Origin of the sequence: Kocuria sp. 2SI (assembly GCF_005502825.1) — a bacterium.
Taxonomy (GTDB): Bacteria; Actinomycetota; Actinomycetes; order Actinomycetales; family Micrococcaceae; genus Kocuria; species Kocuria palustris.
Genome location: NZ_SCNB01000011.1, coordinates 93355 through 109068, shown reverse-complemented (window position 1 = coordinate 109068; position 15714 = coordinate 93355). Strand labels below are relative to the sequence as shown.

The window sequence follows — 15714 nt, the reverse complement described above, 5'->3', positions numbered from 1 at the left end:
TCGGCCCACGGCACCAACGCCGCCTCCGCGGTGCTGGCCGGGCTGCGCGTGCGCGTCGTGAAGACCGCGCCCGACGGCACCGTCGATCACGAGGACCTGGACAAGCCCATCGCCCATATGACCCCCCACGCCGCAGGAAGGCCCCGGCGCCCTGCCGCCCTGTCCTCGACCGCCGCCGGACACGGCCCCTCACGCCGCGCAGTCCTGGCAGCCACGGCGGCGGCCCTCACCGTCAGCGCCGCCGGGGCAGCGGCGACGCAGGCTTCGGCCGCCGAGCGGCCGATCGTGCTGTGGGGCAGCTCGTCGGCCGCTTCCTATGCCAGCGCCATCACCGACGGCTTCCGGGTGGTCCATCTGGACACCGAGCTCGCGAAACAGCTGGGAACGACCGTCACCTCGGAGGCCACGCCCGCCGCTCGGTCGCCGGAGATCCTGATGACCCGCTCCGAGAAGGCCGCAGCGCGCCCGGACTTCCGCTACATGGGCGCGGCCGGCATGCTTCCCGCCTCCGGAACCCTGGTTCTGCCCACCCTGGATCGCCGCGTGCCCGAGTCCGGTCGCTCCTACCCCGGCACCATCGACGGAGTTCCGTTCGATCTGCGATACGTCCCCGGCACCCACCGCAAGGTGGAGATCCGCCGCGCCTCCGCCGGCTCCCCCGTGCACGTGGGCGTCTCGGCTCGTTCCCGCTGGGTGACCGACCTGGAGGCGCGACACCGCGGCAGCACGCACCTGCTGTGGATGGGCAAGAACAACATCGGCGACATCGATCGCGTCCTGGCCGATACCCGCGCCGCCTATGACGTGGAGCCCGAGTCGACGCTCGTCCTAGGGCATTGGAAGAACTTCCTGGACGTCCCGGGCACCGCCGCCTACGGCCAGGTGGACACCGTCAACCGGACCTATGCCCGCGAATACGGAGCTCAGTACCTGGACATCAATGCCGTGCTCACGGATCCGCAGCGCTGGCAGCATCCCGAGCTGCGCCGCTACAGCATCGGCTCCACGGCAGCCGACCGTCAGCGTGCGTCATGGGGCATGGCCCCGCTCGAGCTCAAGGGCGACAGCTACCACCTCAACCGCTTCGGCTACCTGATCGTCGCGACCGCCATCGCCGAGAAGCTGCGCGCTCTCGGCTGGTACTGAGCCGACGACCCCGAAAGGACTCCTCATGGCGACATTCCGGGACACCAGCAGCCGATCCGCCTTCGCGGCAGAGATCGGGTGGGTCTCCGAGCTCGGCTACCTCCGCGGCTGGGGCGACGGCACCTTCCGGCCCCTGAGCACCATCAAGCGCGACGCCATGGCCGCGGTGTTCCACCGCATGGCCGGCTCGCCGGACTTCACCGCGCCGGGGCGATCGCCGTTCACCGACGTGCGCCCCGGCCAGCAGTTCTACCGGGAGATGTGCTGGGCGCGGGAGCGCGGTCTGCTCAACGGCTGGAGCGACGGCACGTTCCACCCGCTGGACCCGATCGACCGCAATGCCACCTGCGCGCTGTTCTACCGCGCGGCCGGGTCTCCGGCGTTCGCCGCACCGGCTCGCTCGCCCTTCCGGGACCTCACGCCGCGCTCCGCGTTCTACAAGGAGATCTGCTGGGCCCGCAGCGTCGGGATCACCACCGGCTGGGCGGACGGGACCTTCCGCCCGCTGGAGTCCACAGCGCGCAATGCCATGGCGGCGTTCATCAGGCGCTTCGACCTGGCCGTGGGCTGAGGCCGCATGGGATCGTCGTCCGCAGGACGACGAATCCCCTGACCCCAGCCGCCGTCGAGCAGCTGCAGTGGCACTGGCAGAACCTGCTGCGCCCGCGACTGGAGGGACTCACGGACGAGGAGCTCCTCTGGGACCCCACCGGCGATGACCAGCAGGCGTGGACGGTGCACTCCGCCGACGAGCAGCGCACCGCACACCAGGCCGGGGCCGGTGACCTGGTCATCGACTTCGACCTCGTCGAGGGGCAGCCGCAGCCGTTCACGACGATCTCGTGGCGGCTGGGGCACGCGATCGTGGGCGTGCTGGCCGCGCGCAGCCACAGCCACTTCGACGACCCCGAGGCCTCCTACGGCACGTGGAAGTTCGCGGGCACCGCCGACGAGGCCCTCGCCCAGCTCGATCGCGAGGTCGAGCGCTGGCTCGACGGCCTGCGCAGCGTGGACGACGAGCGCATGCAGCAGCCGTGCGGACCGGCCGAGGGCCCGTGGGGCGATCGGCCCTTCGCTGACCTGGTCCTGCACATCAACCGCGAGGTGATTCACCATCTGGCCGAGGTCGCGCTGCTGCGGGATCTCTGGGCCCATCGCGGCTGAGGCTCAGCAGCCGGCTCCGCCCGGGTTCTCGAAGCAGTCGTCGGCGTAGTTGCGCACGGTCGAGCGCCAGACGCTCAGTGCGACGGGGTCGCTGGTGACCGTGCTGGTGCCGTCGACCGGCAGCCACGGACCTCCGCTGATCGAGTACTCGCCCGAGAACTCCGTGGTCAGCACCACCGACACGTCGCCGGTGTCGGCGTACTGGTGACTCGTATCGGTGGGCTCATCCCACGATCCCGCAGGAAGCGGACCGCCGCTGAGCTCCGTGGGGCCGAAGGTCGTCCCATCGCCGTAGTCCCAGGTGTACGACACCGGGGTCACTCGCACCTGGACGGGGAAGCCCGCCAGTTCGGTGTCGAAGACCTGGTCCTCCGCTGAGGCGTACATGTTGGTGTGCAGGCCCACGAGCGTGTCCGGCTCCGGCTCCACCGCAGTCACCGCCGGACTCACCTCGAGCCGACGGAGGTCCTCGACGGTGAAGACCGGCAGCGGCATGGGCTCATCGCCCTCGGGGACCTGATCCGCTGGCGAGCAGATGGGCCTTGTGGCCCTCTTTGCTTCAGCCCCAGGCTCGGCGTATTCGACATAGAGGTTCTGCCCCTGTGATCCATCGAGAAGGGTGCAGGACTCCCTCGCCTCGCACGCTTCGGCATTCGAACCTCCCGCGCAGAGGTCGACCAAGGAGTAGTTGCCGGGATCAGCCGAAGGTGTCGAACGATTCGCCCCTCCGGCAAGACGATCATCATAGTTGCTCTGAACGGCGAACTGGCGGAGCATTCTGTCGCGAAGCTCACCCTCTTCCTCGACCCAACTCCCTGCTTCACCCCCCACACCTATCTCTTGAACGGGAGGAGGCATGTCACTGCGAGATTGAGGCCTAGAAACCGAAGGGCTTGCCCCTCCACCATTCGATCGTATACGGATATCAACAGACCCCCCAAGTGCCTCTGCAGACGACGCGTATGATCCATTAGCGAAATTTCGTCCACCCCGTTCCCCGGGATCAGCTATCGCTTCCTTTGGGTCAAGAGCAGCTAGGGCCAGCGTGATTAGGCCGACGACCAACAGACCACGCACGAAGTCCTGGCTCACGCGGGTTCGTCCGTAGACAAAACATATACCCACCCGTCATCCGCATGAGCCATGTGGACATAAACCACACTGTCTTTGGGGTCAATGGGTGGATATTTTTCCTCAACCTCCCCATTCGGCCCCCAAACTGTCATCCCCTCATACCCATTACTTACACGCGGCGACGGGAATCCGTAAGAATTAACCGGCATATCCTTGTCGATGATATCCAATTCATCACGCCCCGCAGAGGCCCACCCCCCGCTTTCATAAATCGCGTCAATGTCGTCATATTCTTCGTAGCAATTGCCGCATTCTTCCGCGGTGATCTCCCGGATCAGAGTGGTGTCACCCGTCTGATAGGCATATGCGCGCGCGTCGGCCAGGTAGTCGAGGAAGGCCTGGGCCCCCTCGTACGACTCCTCATCGGCCAGGGCCGGCTTCTGGGGCTTGGGGACGTTCTGGGCAGGCCCGTCGGCGGATGCCTCCACGTACTCGCCATCGGCGCCCGGGGTCTTCTCGGCCGACGCCTCGGAGGAGGACGAGGAAGAGGCCGCCTCGGAGGCCGTGCTGCTGGAGGCGTCGGGGCCGTCGTCCGTCGGGGCGCAAGCTGTCAGCAGCACTGCTGCGACCATTGCGGTGGCAGGCAGGACGAGGGATCTCGCGATCATCGGATGGCCTCCGGCTCGATGCCCCTGCAGTCTCAGGTGCATGACGACAAGTGTCGTGATCGTAGGCCGCAGCCACAGCGTCACGACAGGGGGTCGTCGAGACCTGTGGATGACCCGGATGAACGTGCGTCACAGCAGGTCACGGGTCGAATCTTCATGAACAGTCACGGCAGAAATCCGTCGCCTGCACCCATCGACCCGAGGCCATGCGGACCGCTAAAGTGACCGGCGCGTAGATCTCTTCTCACGCCTCTCAAGCATCTGATCCCGGGCACTCGCCCCCCGCTTGAACAGGACTGCCGTGCGCTTCTCCCCCAGGCCGTCGTCGGCCTCGCGCGACGACGATGATTCGCTGCTGCGCCCCTGGCACAACAGCACGATCAACTCGTCGCGCCTGCTGCTCGCCCTGAAGGCGGCGCTGGCCTGCATGCTCGCCTACATGGTCGCTCCGTTCATGCCGGGCGTCGTGGCGCAGTACCCCTACTACGCCCCGCTGGGCGCGCTCGTGGCCATGTACCCGAGCCTCGCCGGCTCCCTGCGCACTGCAGGGCAGACGCTGCTGGGGCTGGGCGTGGGCATGATCCTGGCCCTTCTGGTCCAGCTCACGCCGTGGCCGGTCGTCATCACCCTGTTCCCCGCCATCGCCCTCGGCGTCATCCTGGCGGGCGTCCGCAGGTTCGGGGCCGGGGCGGACTACATCCCCATCACCGCGCTGTTCGTGCTGGTGGTGGGCGGGCCCAACGCCGACAACTACTCGCTGGGCTACATCGTCCAGATGGCCACCGGCGCCACGATCGGCCTGATCGTGAACTACGTGGTGGCTCAGCCCGTCGACTTCCGCTCCGCCTCCCTGGAGCTGGGGCGGATCGAACGGCTGATGGTGTTCTACCTGCGCGACGTCGCCATGGAGGTCCGCACGCCCGGCTCCACCTCGCGCACCGACTGGGTGGAGGTCAACTACCAGCTCGCCTCGGTCGCCGCGGAGGTCCGCGGCGTCGTCGAAGCCACCGCCTCCACCGCCAAGGGCAACCCGCGCATGATGCTGCCCAACAAGAAGGGTCAGGACCCCGGTCTGGCCCGTCTGATCCGCGTGGAGCACGTCTCCTTCTACATGCGCGACCTCACCGACGCCCTGCGCAGGCTGTTCGCCGAGGACGGCTCCCACATGGTGGTCCCCGCCGACGTCTCCCGCGAGCTCGAGCGCACGCTGCGCGCCGTCGCCGAGGTCATGCGCGTGGCATGGAAGGTGGACACCGAGTCGTTCTCAACCATGACCACCTCCCTGTCGATCGTGCCGCTGAACCTGGACGACGAGGAGAAGGACGAGGTCCAGATCCTGGCCGCGCGGGCCCGTGCGCGGGTGAGCGATCTCTCGAACGTCCTGGAGAACCTCGAGATGCGCAACACCTGGGACCACTGGTGGCTGGTCACCGTGGGCACAGACCTGGAGCGCGTTCTGCAGGTGGTCACGACCCACGGCGCGTCGAACCCGCCGCCCAAGCCGCGCCGGTCGTTCCGACCGCGGCGCACTGCGCAGGGCAGTGGCACGCAGCACGAGCGGCGCCTGCGCTGATAGCGCGTCCGGCACCGGGTCTAGAGTGGGGCGCACTTCTCAGCACCAGGAGGCCCCAGTGCACCAGCCCCACCCCGCGGAGCCGGGATCTGTCGCGCCCGAATGGGTGCCGCACCCCGACAATGCGGTGATCGCGCGCAGCGGTCTCGAGAACTTCGAGAGGGTCTTCGGCCGCAGGCCGGAAGGCATCTGGCAGTCCCCGGGCCGCGCGAACCTCAACGGAGAGCACATCGACTTCCTGGGCGGGCGCTGCCTTCCGATGGCCCTGCCGTACGGAACGCTCGTGGCTGCAGCACCGCGCACCGACGGCCTCCTGCGCATGCGCACCCTGGAGCCCACGCTGGACGAGGGGATCGTCGAGGTCCGCGTGGAGGACATCGGCCCGGGCCGTCCCGAGGGCTGGACCGGCTACGTGGCCGGCGCCCTGTGGGGCCTGCACGAGGTCGCGGAGTGCACCCCCGGGATCAGCATCCCCGAGGGCTTCGGAGCCGACATGCTGATCCGCTCCACTCTTCCCGTGGGCGGCGGCCTGTCGTCCTCGGCCGCGCTGGAGTGCGCCTCGATCCTCGCCTTCGCGGGGATGATCACCGGCTCCGACGAGCACGACGACGCCCGCCGCGCAGCCCTAGCCCACGCCTGCATGATGGCGGAGGTCCGCGTGGTGGGTGCCAGCACCGGCGGGTTGGATCAGACCGCGAGCCTGCGTTCCCACGCCGGCCAGGTGGTCTCCCTGGACTGCCGCGACTTCTCGATCACCTACCGCTCGGCCGACGCGCTGCTGGATGGGCACCGGCTGATCGGCGTGGACACGCGCACGCCGCACTGGCTCGGCGGACACGAGTTCTCCTCCCGCCGCCTGGACGCCGAGGCAGCCGCCCGATTCCTGGGCGCCGACCGCCTGCGGGACCTCCTGCCGGAGACACCGTCCCAGGACGACGTCGAGACCGTCCTGCGACGCTGGGAGGATGCCGCGCCCACCGCCGAGCAGCTCGAGGGCCGCGACCCCGGCGACGCCTTCCGCCGCCTGCGCCACGCCCTCACGGAGATGCTCCGCTCCGAGCAGATCGACGCCCTGCTCGCCGGCGAGACGGGGGTTTCGGTCCCCTGCGCCGTCGGGCGGATCCTCACCAGCGGACACGCCTCCATGCGCGACGACGCCGAGGCCTCGTTCGCCGCCGCCGACCTCATCGTGGACACAGCGCTGTCCGCCGGCGCCGACGGCGCAAGGCTGATCGGCGGCGGCTTCGGCGGCTCGGTGCTCATGCTCGTCCCGGAGCGCAACGTGGAGGCCGTCACGCAGGCCGTGGCCGCAGCCGTCGTCCGGGCGCAGCTGCCCAGCGTGCGCTTCCTGGACCTCAGGCCCGCCGATTCGGGCCACGTGGTCTGCCGGGACTGCCTGGAGCTCGCCGGGATGGGCTGCAGCTGACACGCGGCGGCGCCACCGGTCCGGGGACCGACGGCGCCGAGCAGTGCGATCGAGCGATCAGCGGGGGTGGATCCGCTTCAGCTCCCCACCGGCGAAGGACTCCTCGATCTGCTCGAGCGAGCGGCCCTTGGTCTCGGGGACGAAGCGCCAGAAGAAGAACAGGCATGCCGCGCCCAGGGCCGCGAACAGGAAGAACGTCACCGTGATGCCGGTGGCCGAGACCACCTGCGGGAACAGCAGGGTCACTGTGGCGTTGGCCAGCCACATCATCAGCACCGAGATCCCGATGCCCGCCCCGCGGAATTTCAGCGGGAAGATCTCGGCCAGGATGATCCACGCGCCGAAGCCGATCGAGGCCTGCATGCAGCCCACGAACAGCACCACGAAGATCAGGATGAAGATCGCCCGCCCCAGCCCCTCGGGCAACAGCAGGGCGCTCAGCCCGATCAGCAGATGCATGGACGTGATGCCCGTGAAGCCGAAGATCATCAGCCGTCGTCGTCCCACGCTGTCGATCAGGGCCATGCCGGTGAGCATGCCGATCACGGCGATCACGCCGTTGGCCACGTTGGCGATCAGGGCGGCCGAGGACGAGAAGCCCGCCTGCTCCAGCAGCAGCGTGCCGTAGTACATGACGGAGTTGATGCCGGAGAGCTGCTGGGACACGGCCACGCCGATGCCGATCAGCAGCACGCGGCGCACCCAGGGCTCGGTGCGCAGAGTCGCCAGCCCGCCCTCGTGCTCAGCCGCATCGCGAGCGGCCAGCTCCTCGACCTCCACGAGCTCTGCCTTGGCGCGCTCCGGAGTGCGGACCCGCTCCAAGACCTTCAGCGCGGCATCGCGGTCGCCCTGGGCCAGCAGCCAGCGCGGCGACTCCGGCATGCGCAGCATCCCGAAGAACAGCGCCAGGGCTGGCAGCGCGGCCACGGCCAGCATCACGCGCCAGTGCCCGGGGACCTCGTAGAACGCGCTGCCGATGATCGCGTTGATCAGGAACGCCAGCAGCTGACCGACCGCGATCATGACCTCGTTGCGCCCGGACATGGCCCCGCGGCGCTCGGTGGGGGCCATCTCCGAGAGATAGACCGGCACGGTGACCGAGGCTCCGCCCACAGCCAGGCCCAGGACCACGCGGAAGGCCACCATGACACCGGCTGTCGGGGCGAGCACGCAACCCAGGGCGCCGACGAAGAAGAGGACCGCCATGGCCAGGATCGTGCGCCGACGTCCCCAACGGTCCGAGCAGCGCCCGCCGATGATCGCGCCGACTGCGGCGCCGATCAGCAGCGACGACGTCACGACGCCCTGCTCCATCGGGGAGAGATCCAGCGCCCCAGGCTCCGACATGGGGCCCAGGGCGCCGTTGATCACGCCGGTGTCGTAGCCGAAGAGAAGGCCGCCGAAGGTCGCGATGACCACCAGCTTGTCCAGGAAGCGCGAATGCTTCCCGGACGTCAGGGGAGGCAGGCCTGTGCCCTGCGCCCGACCGGTTCGCACCTGACTCATTCTCAATCCTCCGCGACCTCGCGGAACCTCCATGTCCCGCGTCTTCGGAGACTGACACTAGCCCGATCCTCGAGATGGCACGCGCCGGGGCCGGTCCCTGCATGGCAGACGACGGCCGCGAACGAGCTTCCAACTCGCTCGCGGCCATCGTCGTGACCGTGCGCCTTCTGCAGGCGCCCTGATCAGGAAGCGGAGATAGCCTCCGCGATCGGGGTGTCGCCGTCCACGAAGTTGATCTTGCGCCCGATCGTGGTGTCGTCCGACAGGACCGCATGGGCCACAGCGGCGACGTTCGCGCGCGAGGTGTCGGCGTTGTCCGGCTGCTGGCCCTCGGGCAGCACGGTGATCTTCCCGGAGGCGTCGTCGAGGGTCAGCATTCCCGGGCCCAGGATGGTCCAGCGCAGCGAGGACTTCTTCAGGTGCTCATCCGCCTGGGTCTTGCCCTCGGCATAGGCGAAGAAGTCGTCGGATTCGTCCACGCCGTGATCCGGACCGGCGCCCAGGTAGGACACCATCACGTACCGGCCCACGCCGGCCTTCTCGGCGGCGTCCATGGTGCGGATCGCGGCGTCGCGGTCCACCGCCCAGGTGCGCTCGGGGTCGCCGCCGCCGGCGCCGGCGGACCAGATGACGACGTCCACGCCCTCGAACTCGTCCGAGAGCTGCTCGGTGGACAGCTGCTGGACATCGAGGACCTTGGCGGTGGCCCCGGTCTGCTCGATGTCCTCGACCTGGTCCTGGCTGCGGATCCACGAGGTGACCTCGTCGCCCGCCTCGACCAGCAGGGGAGCCAGCCGCAGCGCGACCTTGCCGTGGCCGCCGATGATCGCGATGTTCGTCATGATCTGCTCCGTTTCCCGGGGGCGGTTCGAGACCCGTCCCCGTCCTCGAGTGATGCCTCCATCATGCCTCCGCCCCTCGCCGCGATGAAGGGTGTTCGCCGACGGCCGCACCACCCCTTCGCGAGCGTGACGTGCTCGGTCGTCATGTCCGTGCTCAAGTGCGGCATCAGGGGTGATCGGGCGGCAGGATAGGCGCAAGTCCTCCCTCACCTCCCCCCGGACGTCGTCGGCCCCCGCCCGACGCCGCACCCTCGCCGCCCTCGCCCTGGCCGTCGGACTCGCCCTGAGCGCGTGCGGCGGACGGTGCACAGCCCTGCCGTCGGAAAGCACTCGTGTGTAGGCTCGGCGCCGTGACTGATCAGACGCATGACGATGCCCAGCTCGACGCCGTCCGCTCCGGCTACGCCTTCTCCGGACCAGCCCTGAACCTGGGGGCCGCGGTCTCCGGCGGCACCCCGGTCCCGGACGCGCAGGTCGGCCTGCCCCTGGGTTCCATGAACCGCCACGGGCTGATCGCGGGAGCCACCGGCACGGGCAAGACCAAGACCCTGCAGGCCATGGCGGAGCAGCTCACGGAAGCCGGGGTCCCCGTCTTCCTCTCGGACATGAAGGGCGATCTCTCCGGGCTGGCGGCGGAGGGCCAGCCCAGCGACAAGATCACGGAGCGCGCCCGCAGCACCGGCCAGGAGTGGACTCCCACGGCCTCCCCGGTCGAGTTCCTGGCCCTTGGCGGCGAGGGCAGGGGCGTTCCGATCCGCACCACGGTGACGTCGTTCGGCCCGGTCCTGCTGTCCAAGGTCCTGGGTCTCAACGACACCCAGGAGTCCGCCCTGGGGCTGATCTTCCACTACGCCGACCAGGCCGGTCTGGCGCTGCTGGATCTCAAGGACCTGCGCGAGGTCATCATGCACCTGACCTCGGAGGAGGGGAAGGACGAGCTTCAGGGCATCGGCGGCGTCTCCAAGCAGACCGCCGGCGTGATCCTGCGGCAGCTGACCACGTTCGCCAACGGCGGCGCGGAGGTCTTCTTCGGCGAGCCCGAGTTCGACACCCGCGACCTGCTGCGCAGGGCAGAGGACGGCCGCGGCATCATCTCCTGCCTCGAGCTGCCGGGGGTGGCCAGCCGCCCCGAGCTGTTCTCCACGTTCCTGATGTGGCTGCTGGCGGACCTCTTCCAGGACCTGCCGGAGCTCGGCGATCCCGAGAAGCCGGAGCTGGTGTTCTTCTTCGACGAGGCCCACCTGCTCTTCGACAACTCCTCCAAGGCATTCCTGAGCGCGATCGAGCAGACGGTGCGCCTGATCCGCTCCAAGGGCGTGGGCATCTTCTTCGTGACCCAGACCCCCAAGGACGTGCCCGGCGACGTCCTGGGGCAGCTCGGCAACCGCGTCCAGCACGCGCTGCGCGCGTTCACCCCGGACGACGCCAAGGCCCTCAAGGCCACGGCTCGCACCTACCCCAAGTCCGAGTACGACCTCGAGGAGCTGCTGACCCAGCTGGGCACCGGCGAAGCGATCGTGACCGTGCTCTCCGAGACCGGCGCGCCCACCCCCGTGGCCTGGACCCGGATCCGCACGCCTCGCAGCCTCATGGCCACCGCCCCGGAGCAGGTCTTCGACTCGGTGATCTCGTCCTCGCAGCTGGCGCCGAAGTACTCGGAGGCCGTGGACCGCGAGTCCGCCTACGAGATCCTCACGGCCCGCCTGCAGAAGGGCCAGGACCAAGAGGCGCCTTCGTCTGTAGACGACGACCGTCCCGCCCGCGAGGCGAAGCCGCAGACGGAGCGCCGCGACGATGACCGTCACGACCGCGGCGACGGCGGCGGCTTCCTGGACAACCCCGCCGTCCGCTCGATGATGCGCTCGGCCGGCACCGTCCTGGGCCGGGAGATCACGCGCACGCTGTTCGGCACCGCGCGGCGGCGCCGCTGATCAGGAGGAGCCCTCGGCCTGCCCGGGCGTCGTGAGCTCTCCGTCGCTCACGCCGAACCGGCAGCTGGCGGCTCGCTGGGCGATGCCCGGGGCGTCCGCATCCTCCTCGAGCAGGATCAGCGTGTGAGTGCCATCGGCGACCTCGCCCAGGCGGGCTCTGCCGTCGTCGTCGACCCGTCCGCTGCCCTGCTGCCCCGGGCCTTCGAGCCACCACTGCGCCGGGCCCGGTGCACCCTCCTGCTCGGCGAGCACTGCCACCGCGCTGCCCTCATCGATCTCGAGCTCCTCGAGTGACAGCCCTCTCGACTGATCGAGCGCCGGATCGCTGATCACGCCGCCGCTCTCGCCGACGACGACCCGCGAGCTCGCCAGCCCGGAGATGCGGCCGGAGGAGTCCACGGACACCAGTCCGACCGCGTACTCGCCCTCCTCGAGAGCCTCGGTGTGCGCGATCCCGCCGGTGAGCACCTCGGTGCGCACGATCTCACCGTCGTCCAGATCGGCGATGCGCACATGCACGCCAGGCGGCAGCTCGCGGAGAGGGATGTCGCCGTCGGGCGCGTCCTGCGCCTCGTCGGAGGGTTCGGTGCGCAGCGCCGAGCCCCCGATGCCAGCGGTCGTGATCGTGAGCTGATCGCTGCCCGAATCGGCCGTGACCTGGACGTCCATGGCTGCGGGCGACGAGCACTGCGCGCCCTGCCCGCCCGACGGCGAGCTGCTGACCGCCGAGCATCCGCTCAGCATCATCGCGGCCGCCCCCGTGAGCGCCAGCACCGCTTGCCGCCCCGACCTTGTCACCGGACTGCCCCCCGCTGCTCCTGCCATGTCCCCCTACCGTCCTGCCGCGAAGTCCCGCAGTCTCTGTGAGCTGCTCAGCTGCAGCACGTGCTCGGACTCCTGGCCCTCGTAGAAGATGATGTCCATCTTCGCGACCCCCGGAGCAGCGATGGCAGCCACCAGGTCCCGCCGAGCCCTCTCGCCTTCGTCGCTGTAGATCCACTCCCAGACATCGGAGTACATCCGCGACGGCGCAGCGCCGGGCACGGAGAGCTCGATCCGCGATCTCGGCCCACCTGGCCCGGGGATCGGCCGCACCAGCACCTGATCTGCCGGGGCATCGAGCTGCATGACCTGCCCCCGCAGAACCGCGATCAGCTCCTTCGACGCGCTGCCGAGCAGCGTGCCGACGGTCTCGACCCACACCGAGGCATGGGTGAGCAGGCGGGAGAACCGGCTGCGCTCGTCGAGGGCGTCGAACCACAGGCCGATGTTGCCGGGCCCCAGCTCCCTGTGCTCGACCTGCAGGCGCAGGCCCCTGACCGTGCGCTCGGCCTGCTGTGCATGGACCACGGCGTCGAAGGCTGCGGCGAAGATCCGGGCGATCCCGGCTCGGAAGCGCTCGATCGTGGCGGACTCCACGTGCGCCGGCTGCCCCTGCTGATCGAGCACGCGGATGCGCACTCGCCAGGCGGTGGGACTGTCGGTGAGGTAGGGGTCATCTGCACGCTGACCGGGAGTCATGGGCCGGGCCCTCCGGGTCTGGGACGACGGGGCCGCCGTCTGCGGCAGCTCATGAAGGGGTCCAGTCAGGGTATCCACCGGCCGCTGCAACAGGCTGCCCGGAGCCCTCGAAGGCCGTCCCCGCTAATGGCGACAGACGATCTCTGCCTTCTGTGTCCGCCCAATGGAGCCCAGATGAGAAGAGAGCCGCTCGGCGCCAGGCTCTGGCGTCGAACGGCTCTCTGTCTGTCCCCCTCCCGCACCGATTCGCTCCAGATGGACGACGCACCACCACCGTCCTCCCGGTGCAGGAAGCTCCAGCGGCGCGAACCCTCCAGTCGACGCCGCTGCCCTCGTTGCCGAGGTGATGACTACTCAACACCGCGCACCTGAAGCAGTCCTGGACTCGACTTGCACCCCGGCGGGGGAAGCACTGGGGATTGCCTGAACACCGCATTCGGCTCCGATGTGATCGGCGGCACGGCCTCATCGCCGAATCGGAGGTGAATTCTTGCCCTCGGCCCTCCGCACCGTGTCCGACTCGTGTACCGTCGATACTAGTTGTCGTACGACCCCCGCTTTTGACGGGACCACTGCCGCGCACCCAGCGGTCGACGTAGTCCACTCGGATGTAGTCATGTGGAGCACGACGGCACGCGAGCACCGAGAGTCGGTGCTTCGCCACCGTTCCGGAAGGATCGACCAGAACAATGCAGACCGGCACCGTCAAGTGGTTCAACGCCGACAAGGGCTTCGGCTTCATCAGCCCCGATGACTCCCAGCAGGACGTCTTCGCTCACTTCTCCGCCATCAACGGCAACGGCTACCGTTCGCTCGAGGAGAACCAGCGCGTGGAGTTCGAGGTCCAGGAGGGCCCCAAGGGCCTCCAGGCCGCGAACATCACCGTGATCAACTGATCACCTGATACTTCGCTGAAGGCGCCCGGTGCGATCGCACCGGGCGCCTTCAGCATTCCCGGATCGCGCAGTGCGCGCTCGACGGCCGCCCCCGCGACCGGACCAGCCGCAAGCCGGGTGACGCGGGATACGCTGGGACCAGAAGCCGGGCGGCGACGCCCCGGCCCACACGTCAGCCCCACGAGCACAGAGGAGTCCCACGTGCCGCACAACTCCATCCCCGGACACGGCGAGTTCCACGAGACCCCCGCAGCCGGCACCCCCACGGCCATCGCCGCTCAGCACGCCGGCACCACCCCCGACGCCTTCGCGGCCGAGCACGGCCAGCCCGCGATCTCGGATCCGAATGCCGCAGCCCGCGGCCCCCTGGGTGATGACCGCTCCGACGCAGGCTCCGCCGACCGCCGCGGCGGGCGCCGCCGTGCCGGCCGCAGCCCCTGGTACGACGACGACCGCTTCGGCCTGGCCGTCTCGGGCCTCGTGATCATCGGCGGGCTCGTGGCTGCCTGGTACGTCCACCGCGCCGACGAGGACTGAGGCCGCAGACGCGCTGCTCGCAACAGCGCACGAAGGGGGCGCCGGCAGATGCCGGCGCCCCCTTCGTCGTCCCCGCCCCCCCTCCAGCCCGCAGGCTCAGGCAGATCTCAGAGCAGCGGTCGCAGGGGAGCCAGCGCCCACTCCCCCATCCAGGCCAGCGGATGACGCTCGTCCCACTCCTGCTTGGTGATCCGCCAGCAGTTCTCGCTGTCGAACTCGAAGATCCGCTCCATCACGGCCGCGAGGTCGTGGTCGACGATCTCGATGTTGACCTCGTAGTTGAAGCTCAGGGACAGGCGGTCGATGTTCGCGGTGCCGATCGTGGACCAGACGCCGTCGATGGTGGCGGTCTTGGCGTGGATCATGGCGTCCTTGTAGAGCAGGACGGTGATGCCCTCGCGCAGCAGCTGCGCGTAGAACCCGCGCGAGGCCCAGTCGGCCAGGACGTGGTTCGAGTCCATGGGGAACATCAGACGGACATCCACACCGCGGTTCCGGGCGCGGATCAGGGCATCGAGGATCTGCTGGTCCGGGATGAAGTAGGCCGTGGAGATGTAGATGGACTTGGCCGCCTGGTCGATGGCCTGCAGGTACATGTTGCGGATGGGGTAGACGCGGCGCACGGGCATGTTGGTCAGCACCCGGATCCGGGACTCCCACTCCACCGGATCCAGACGGGCGATGGGCTCGCAGCCCCCGCGCCGCACCGCGATCGAGTTCCAGGAGGACACGAACGCCTGACGCAGCAGCCACGAGTCCGCGCCGCTGATCTTGAGGTGGGTGTCCCGCCACTCGGTGGCGTACGTGGAGCCCAGGTTGTAGCCGCCGACGTACGAGTACTCGTCGTCCACGATGAGCAGCTTGCGGTGGGTGAGGCCGCTGGAGCGCAGGGGGGTCACGAGCAGCTGCGGGCGCACCACGGGGAAGCGGTAGTGCTCGACTCCCGGTCCGAACCGGTAGAACCGCGGGTCCACGACCATGTTGCCGACGCCGTCGTACATCACCTTCACGTCCACACCGCGAGCGCCTGCGCGGTTGAGGGCATCCAGGAAACGCTTGCCGTAGTCATCGCTCTTCCAGAGGTAGGTCTCCAGGTACACCGTGCGCTCGGCGGCATCGATCGCGGCGATCATGTCGTCGTAGAGCTCCGCGCCGAAGGTGAAGACGTCCATGTCCGAGCCGGCGACGTCGGCGGCGTAGTGCCCAGGCTTGGGGAAGCCAGAGCGAGTCTTGCGGCCGCGCTTCTTCACCGCGTCGTAGCCGACCAGGGTCGCGATGGTGGCGAACTGGACGCCCACCACCCCGACAGCGGCTCGCGTGGCGGTCGTGGTGATGGCCCGTCGCAGCGGCTGGGGGATTCTTCCGAGCATGCCTCAGAGCCTACGCGAGCCGCGCTGGGAGGATCGTGGGAGGATGGTCCCCGTCCTCCC

General features: G+C 69.1%; 15 protein-coding genes. 8 read left to right on the top strand and 7 right to left on the bottom strand.

Annotated elements, in window-relative coordinates; all coding sequences use genetic code 11:
* The 3 genes from FFS25_RS13415 to FFS25_RS08245 form a co-directional block, all read left to right on the top strand.
* The coding region (locus FFS25_RS13415; RefSeq protein WP_171004142.1) for an SGNH/GDSL hydrolase family protein at positions 1–1146 on the top strand (1146 nt) is incomplete at its 5' end.
* Between the two features lie 25 nt (positions 1147–1171).
* Positions 1172–1717: an S-layer homology domain-containing protein gene (locus FFS25_RS08250; RefSeq protein WP_137802527.1), complete on the top strand. Its 546-nt coding sequence runs from the start codon at positions 1172–1174 to the stop codon at positions 1715–1717.
* Complete coding sequence (locus tag FFS25_RS08245; protein ID WP_349654420.1) at positions 1627–2310, top strand: DinB family protein; 684 nt, start codon at positions 1627–1629, stop codon at positions 2308–2310. The genes FFS25_RS08250 and FFS25_RS08245 overlap by 91 nt, the downstream gene beginning before the upstream one ends.
* Positions 2311–2313: 3 nt before the next feature.
* Here FFS25_RS08245 and FFS25_RS08240 read toward each other — a convergent pair whose 3' ends face one another.
* Together FFS25_RS08240 and FFS25_RS08235 are read right to left on the bottom strand one after the other, a co-directional pair.
* Positions 2314–2805 carry a hypothetical protein gene (locus FFS25_RS08240; protein ID WP_137802526.1) on the bottom strand — a complete coding sequence of 164 codons (492 nt, stop codon included), beginning with the start codon at positions 2803–2805 and terminating at the stop codon, positions 2314–2316.
* 593 nt (positions 2806–3398) lie between these two features.
* Positions 3399–4094 (bottom strand): DUF6318 family protein, encoded by a 696-nt coding sequence (locus tag FFS25_RS08235; RefSeq protein WP_137802525.1) that lies wholly within the window; start codon positions 4092–4094, stop codon positions 3399–3401.
* A 259-nt stretch (positions 4095–4353) separates the two neighbouring features.
* On the opposite strand from FFS25_RS08235, the gene FFS25_RS08230 reads away from it, so the two are divergent.
* Positions 4354–5625: an FUSC family protein gene (locus FFS25_RS08230; RefSeq protein ID WP_137802524.1), complete on the top strand. Its 1272-nt coding sequence runs from the start codon at positions 4354–4356 to the stop codon at positions 5623–5625.
* A 58-nt stretch (positions 5626–5683) separates the two neighbouring features.
* A complete protein-coding gene (locus FFS25_RS08225) occupies positions 5684–7051 on the top strand; it encodes a galactokinase (protein WP_137802523.1) in 1368 nt (455 codons plus the stop codon).
* Between the two features lie 57 nt (positions 7052–7108).
* Here the strand turns inward: FFS25_RS08225 and FFS25_RS08220 are convergent, their stop codons facing one another.
* Together FFS25_RS08220 and FFS25_RS08215 are read right to left on the bottom strand one after the other, a co-directional pair.
* Positions 7109–8557, bottom strand: coding sequence for a sugar porter family MFS transporter (locus FFS25_RS08220; protein ID WP_137802522.1), 1449 nt, complete (start codon positions 8555–8557; stop codon positions 7109–7111).
* Positions 8558–8739: 182 nt separating this feature from the next.
* Positions 8740–9399, bottom strand: coding sequence for an SDR family oxidoreductase (locus FFS25_RS08215; RefSeq protein WP_040560767.1), 660 nt, complete (start codon positions 9397–9399; stop codon positions 8740–8742).
* 350 nt (positions 9400–9749) lie between these two features.
* On the opposite strand from FFS25_RS08215, the gene FFS25_RS08210 reads away from it, so the two are divergent.
* Complete coding sequence (locus tag FFS25_RS08210) at positions 9750–11330, top strand: helicase HerA-like domain-containing protein (protein ID WP_249933825.1); 1581 nt, start codon at positions 9750–9752, stop codon at positions 11328–11330.
* Here FFS25_RS08210 and FFS25_RS08205 read toward each other — a convergent pair whose 3' ends face one another.
* Together FFS25_RS08205 and FFS25_RS08200 are read right to left on the bottom strand one after the other, a co-directional pair.
* Entirely contained in the window at positions 11331–12077 is a 747-nt protein-coding gene (locus FFS25_RS08205) for a hypothetical protein (protein ID WP_137802520.1), read from the bottom strand.
* Positions 12078–12161: 84 nt separating this feature from the next.
* Positions 12162–12851 (bottom strand): hypothetical protein, encoded by a 690-nt coding sequence (locus tag FFS25_RS08200; protein WP_137802519.1) that lies wholly within the window; start codon positions 12849–12851, stop codon positions 12162–12164.
* A gap of 689 nt (positions 12852–13540) precedes the next feature.
* On the opposite strand from FFS25_RS08200, the gene FFS25_RS08195 reads away from it, so the two are divergent.
* Together FFS25_RS08195 and FFS25_RS08190 are read left to right on the top strand one after the other, a co-directional pair.
* Entirely contained in the window at positions 13541–13747 is a 207-nt protein-coding gene (locus FFS25_RS08195) for a cold-shock protein (protein WP_006214589.1), read from the top strand.
* Between the two features lie 201 nt (positions 13748–13948).
* Positions 13949–14284, top strand: a complete 336-nt coding sequence (locus FFS25_RS08190) for a hypothetical protein (RefSeq protein ID WP_137802518.1) — start codon at positions 13949–13951, stop codon at positions 14282–14284.
* Positions 14285–14391: 107 nt separating this feature from the next.
* On the opposite strand, the gene FFS25_RS08185 is transcribed toward FFS25_RS08190, so the two are convergent.
* Positions 14392–15654, bottom strand: coding sequence for a phospholipase D-like domain-containing protein (locus FFS25_RS08185; RefSeq protein WP_249933824.1), 1263 nt, complete (start codon positions 15652–15654; stop codon positions 14392–14394).
* Positions 15655–15714 lie beyond the last annotated feature (60 nt).

What these genes read in the sequence shown, in the direction of transcription:
- FFS25_RS08250 (WP_137802527.1), top strand. Translation starts at nt 1,172, where the DNA reads ATGGCGACATTCCGGGACACCAGCAGCCGATCCGCCTTCGCGGCAGAG.
- FFS25_RS08240 (WP_137802526.1), bottom strand. Translation starts at nt 2,805, where the DNA reads ATGCCGCTGCCGGTCTTCACCGTCGAGGACCTCCGTCGGCTCGAGGTG.
- FFS25_RS08235 (WP_137802525.1), bottom strand. Translation starts at nt 4,094, where the DNA reads ATGCACCTGAGACTGCAGGGGCATCGAGCCGGAGGCCATCCGATGATC.
- FFS25_RS08220 (WP_137802522.1), bottom strand. Translation starts at nt 8,557, where the DNA reads ATGAGTCAGGTGCGAACCGGTCGGGCGCAGGGCACAGGCCTGCCTCCC.
- FFS25_RS08215 (WP_040560767.1), bottom strand. Translation starts at nt 9,399, where the DNA reads ATGACGAACATCGCGATCATCGGCGGCCACGGCAAGGTCGCGCTGCGG.
- FFS25_RS08205 (WP_137802520.1), bottom strand. Translation starts at nt 12,077, where the DNA reads ATGATGCTGAGCGGATGCTCGGCGGTCAGCAGCTCGCCGTCGGGCGGG.
- FFS25_RS08200 (WP_137802519.1), bottom strand. Translation starts at nt 12,851, where the DNA reads ATGACTCCCGGTCAGCGTGCAGATGACCCCTACCTCACCGACAGTCCC.
- FFS25_RS08195 (WP_006214589.1), top strand. Translation starts at nt 13,541, where the DNA reads ATGCAGACCGGCACCGTCAAGTGGTTCAACGCCGACAAGGGCTTCGGC.
- FFS25_RS08185 (WP_249933824.1), bottom strand. Translation starts at nt 15,654, where the DNA reads ATGCTCGGAAGAATCCCCCAGCCGCTGCGACGGGCCATCACCACGACC.